This is a genomic window from Clostridium sp. 1001270J_160509_D11 (assembly GCF_015667935.1).
Classification (GTDB): Bacteria; Bacillota; Clostridia; order Peptostreptococcales; family Peptostreptococcaceae; genus Intestinibacter.
In genome coordinates this window covers 1-2,975 of record NZ_JADPET010000214.1, presented here as the reverse complement: position 1 = coordinate 2,975, position 2,975 = coordinate 1, and the positions used below count along the sequence as shown (strand labels likewise).

The 2,975-nt window shown below is 26.0% G+C and carries 5 protein-coding genes; 3 read left to right on the top strand and 2 right to left on the bottom strand.

Annotation, left to right across the window (positions count from 1 at the left end; genetic code table 11):
* Nucleotides 1–234: hypothetical protein (locus tag I4U58_RS13300; protein ID WP_195931815.1), on the bottom strand; the 234-nt coding region annotated here is incomplete at its 3' end.
* A gap of 176 nt (nucleotides 235–410) precedes the next feature.
* On the opposite strand from I4U58_RS13300, the gene I4U58_RS13295 reads away from it, so the two are divergent.
* The 3 genes from I4U58_RS13295 (at nucleotide 411) to I4U58_RS13285 (ending at nucleotide 2,589) form a co-directional block, all read left to right on the top strand.
* The gene (locus tag I4U58_RS13295; protein ID WP_195931814.1) at nucleotides 411–722 is read left to right on the top strand and encodes a PadR family transcriptional regulator; all 312 of its coding nucleotides are present in this window, start codon (nucleotides 411–413) and stop codon (nucleotides 720–722) included.
* Nucleotides 723–799: 77 nt separating this feature from the next.
* Entirely contained in the window at nucleotides 800–1,597 is a 798-nt protein-coding gene (locus I4U58_RS13290; protein WP_195931813.1) for a DUF2812 domain-containing protein, read from the top strand.
* 122 nt (nucleotides 1,598–1,719) lie between these two features.
* Entirely contained in the window at nucleotides 1,720–2,589 is an 870-nt protein-coding gene (locus I4U58_RS13285; protein WP_195931812.1) for a DUF4300 family protein, read from the top strand.
* A gap of 200 nt (nucleotides 2,590–2,789) precedes the next feature.
* Here the strand turns inward: I4U58_RS13285 and I4U58_RS13280 are convergent.
* A partial coding sequence (locus tag I4U58_RS13280) for a formate--tetrahydrofolate ligase (RefSeq protein ID WP_082421743.1) occupies nucleotides 2,790–2,975 on the bottom strand: 186 nt, incomplete at its 5' end.

Sequence of the window (2,975 nt, the reverse complement as noted above, 5' to 3'; positions counted from 1 at the left end):
AAAATAAAAATGGTCGTTTTGTGCTATGAAATCTATTCCAAATACTGATGCTTGTACGTATTTTAGCTCATCATAAATAAACCTAGTTGCGCTTATACCTACAAATAATTCATATACACTGAATAACATTATAATAGACATTAAAATATGTAAACCTACTAATGATAATATTGAATATTTAGATGAAAAATATCCATTTAATCTGTCCCTTATAGGACTCTTTCTTGCTGCCATAACTCATCCCCCTTTCTAGTATCTACCTTGTCCTACACCTATTCTATATAAACAGTATATGTAACAAAGTCGTAATTATATTTATTATTGGATTATATTGACAATATCGAGTATCGATATTATAATCAAGCTATAAATATCGATACTCGATATTTCTTTTATAAAAGGAGGTAAAGATGGCACGAAAGCAGTTTCAAACACTTTCTGAACCTATGTATTATGTTCTATTATCTTTAACAAAAGAATGTTGTGGAGTTGATATTATGAAAAATGTTGAAACTATTTCTAATGGAAGGATTCGTGTAGGTCCTGGAACTTTATATACCCTACTTAGAAAATTTCAACAAGCTGGATTAATCAAAGAAACTTCTGTTGAAGGTAGAAAAATAAGTTACATCATAACAGAAGATGGTATCAACATTTTAAAAGAAGAATACAATAGACTTTTACTTATGGTAAACGACGGCAAAACTTTTTTAGATAAGTAATTATTTTCATTAAAAATAATTATACGTACTATAAAAATAAAATCATCTTAATTAATTTATAAAAAGGGGAAATATTTATGAGAATTAGCAAAAATATATTGTTTAGGACAGTTCCATTTGATGCAAGTGACTGTCATGCTTTAGAATTATATTTATCCGAAATGGCTGCTAAAGGCTGGATGCTCGACGAAATTTGGATACTTAATATTTTTAAATTTAAAAGATGCGAACCTAAAAATATGAGGTTTACAGTGGATATTCCAAAGTTATCAGATACATGTGCTGATACATCACTACAAAATTACGAATTATTATTTAATGAATATATTGATATATGTGAATCATCTGGATGGAAACATATTGTTGAAAGCTCACAATATCAGATATTTTGCACAGAAGATTCAAATGCAGTCGATATACAAACTGATGATTCATTAAAATTAGATTCATTATTAAAATTTAATTTTGGATATTTTATTCAAATGTTATGCTTTATTTTTTTAGCACTAACTTTTGGAAAAAATAATCCTACTATAGAGTCTTATTCTTATGGAAAGTCATGCATAATAATTTTTTATAGTAGCCTTGCATTATATTTAGGTTTGAATTTTTTACAAGATTTACTTTGGAAATTAAATGCTAAAAAATCTTTAAAAGAAGGTAGTATAGTTAAATATCCTGGATTATCTTCTTTTAAAAGTAAATTATTAATCCAAAAATACGATACAGTGTCAATTATCATTCTACTAGTTGGTTTCTTTGTTCTTCAAAGTGACAATCAAATTAGTTCATTAATATTAGTATTTTCAATAGGATTAATAATCTTAAATATCATGTTATTAGTTAATATGATTAAAAATAATTATTCAAGGTAGATAATAAATATTTTCTATTAATTTACTATCCATAAATTATATTCCTTTTGTCTTTTATTTATTTTATGAAATTATAAACTATGATATAATATCTTAAAAATAAAATTGAGGGAGCTAGTTTTATGAAAAAAATATTGATAGTAGGCGTATTGCTTACAACCTTATTATTTGGCGGATGTACTTCTCAAAGCCAAAAAGAAGAACCTTTGACTTCTGAAAATATGAAGTATTCAACTATGAGTGATGAAGATACTCAAAAAAAAGTAGCTGATTTTTTAAGCGAAAATAATATCGATAAAGAAGATATTTCTATGTTTATGCAATCAGTTAAACACTATTATAAAAGTGTGGAAGGTGTAGAACTTTTAAATGAAAATGAAAGATTATCTAAAATGCAAGTTCCATATAATTTATATGATCTTTCTGATAAATGGCTAGAAAGTAATTCTAAATTTACTGACCAAAATTGTAGGATAACTGCTTTTAGATTATTTAATAAATTCATAATCTCAAATTCTTCTTTAGATTATGATAAAATAGACAATACTAACTTAGAAATGGATTACGCAACATTAAGAGATAATCCTGATGCAAAATTTAGCAAGGAAGATATGAACAAATTTTTCAATTTCTTCTCAAATATCAAGGTAAGTGATTTTAATGACGTTAAAAAATCTGCTGATGAAATTGCTAAAGAATTAAAAAATAGAAAAATATCATTTAAATCAGATAAAAATATTTCTATAATAAATGGTTATGTTCCAGATGAAGAAAACAATGCTTTATTTGTAGGTCATACTGGAGTTGCTATAAATACTAATGATGGAGTTATATTTATAGAAAAATACGGGTTTGAATTACCTTACCAAATAACAAAATTCAAAAATAAAGAAGAGTTAAAATCATACATGGTCGATAGACTAAAAACTAGTATTACAGGCGAAAGTCAAACTTATGAACCTGTAGTAATGGAAAATGACAAACTTATGTAAAATTACTTTATTTGAAGAGGCTGTCACAGAACAATAAAACATTGTTCTATGGCAGCCTCTCTTTTTATTTATATATTAATATTATCTTCTTATTCTATAATAATAAAGTTACTTTTATTATTATAACTGTCACATGGTAATACTAATTTTACACTATAATCATTATATTTATGTAAATATTTAAGTGTTAACAATAAAGTCTAGAATAAACCAGATATTACTCCATTTTCATCAACATCGATTTTTTCTGCTGCTGGAACTTTTGGAAGTCCTGGCATCTTCATTATTTCACCAGTTAATGCAACTACGAATCCTGCACCTGCAGATATTGTAACTTGTCTAACTGTTATTCTAAATCCAGTTGGTCTACCTAATTTAGTTTGGTC

Bases quoted from the DNA above. Each gene is read 5' to 3' on its own strand.
- I4U58_RS13295 (WP_195931814.1), top strand. From the start codon at position 411: ATGGCACGAAAGCAGTTTCAAACACTTTCTGAACCTATGTATTATGTT.
- I4U58_RS13290 (WP_195931813.1), top strand. From the start codon at position 800: ATGAGAATTAGCAAAAATATATTGTTTAGGACAGTTCCATTTGATGCA.
- I4U58_RS13285 (WP_195931812.1), top strand. From the start codon at position 1,720: ATGAAAAAAATATTGATAGTAGGCGTATTGCTTACAACCTTATTATTT.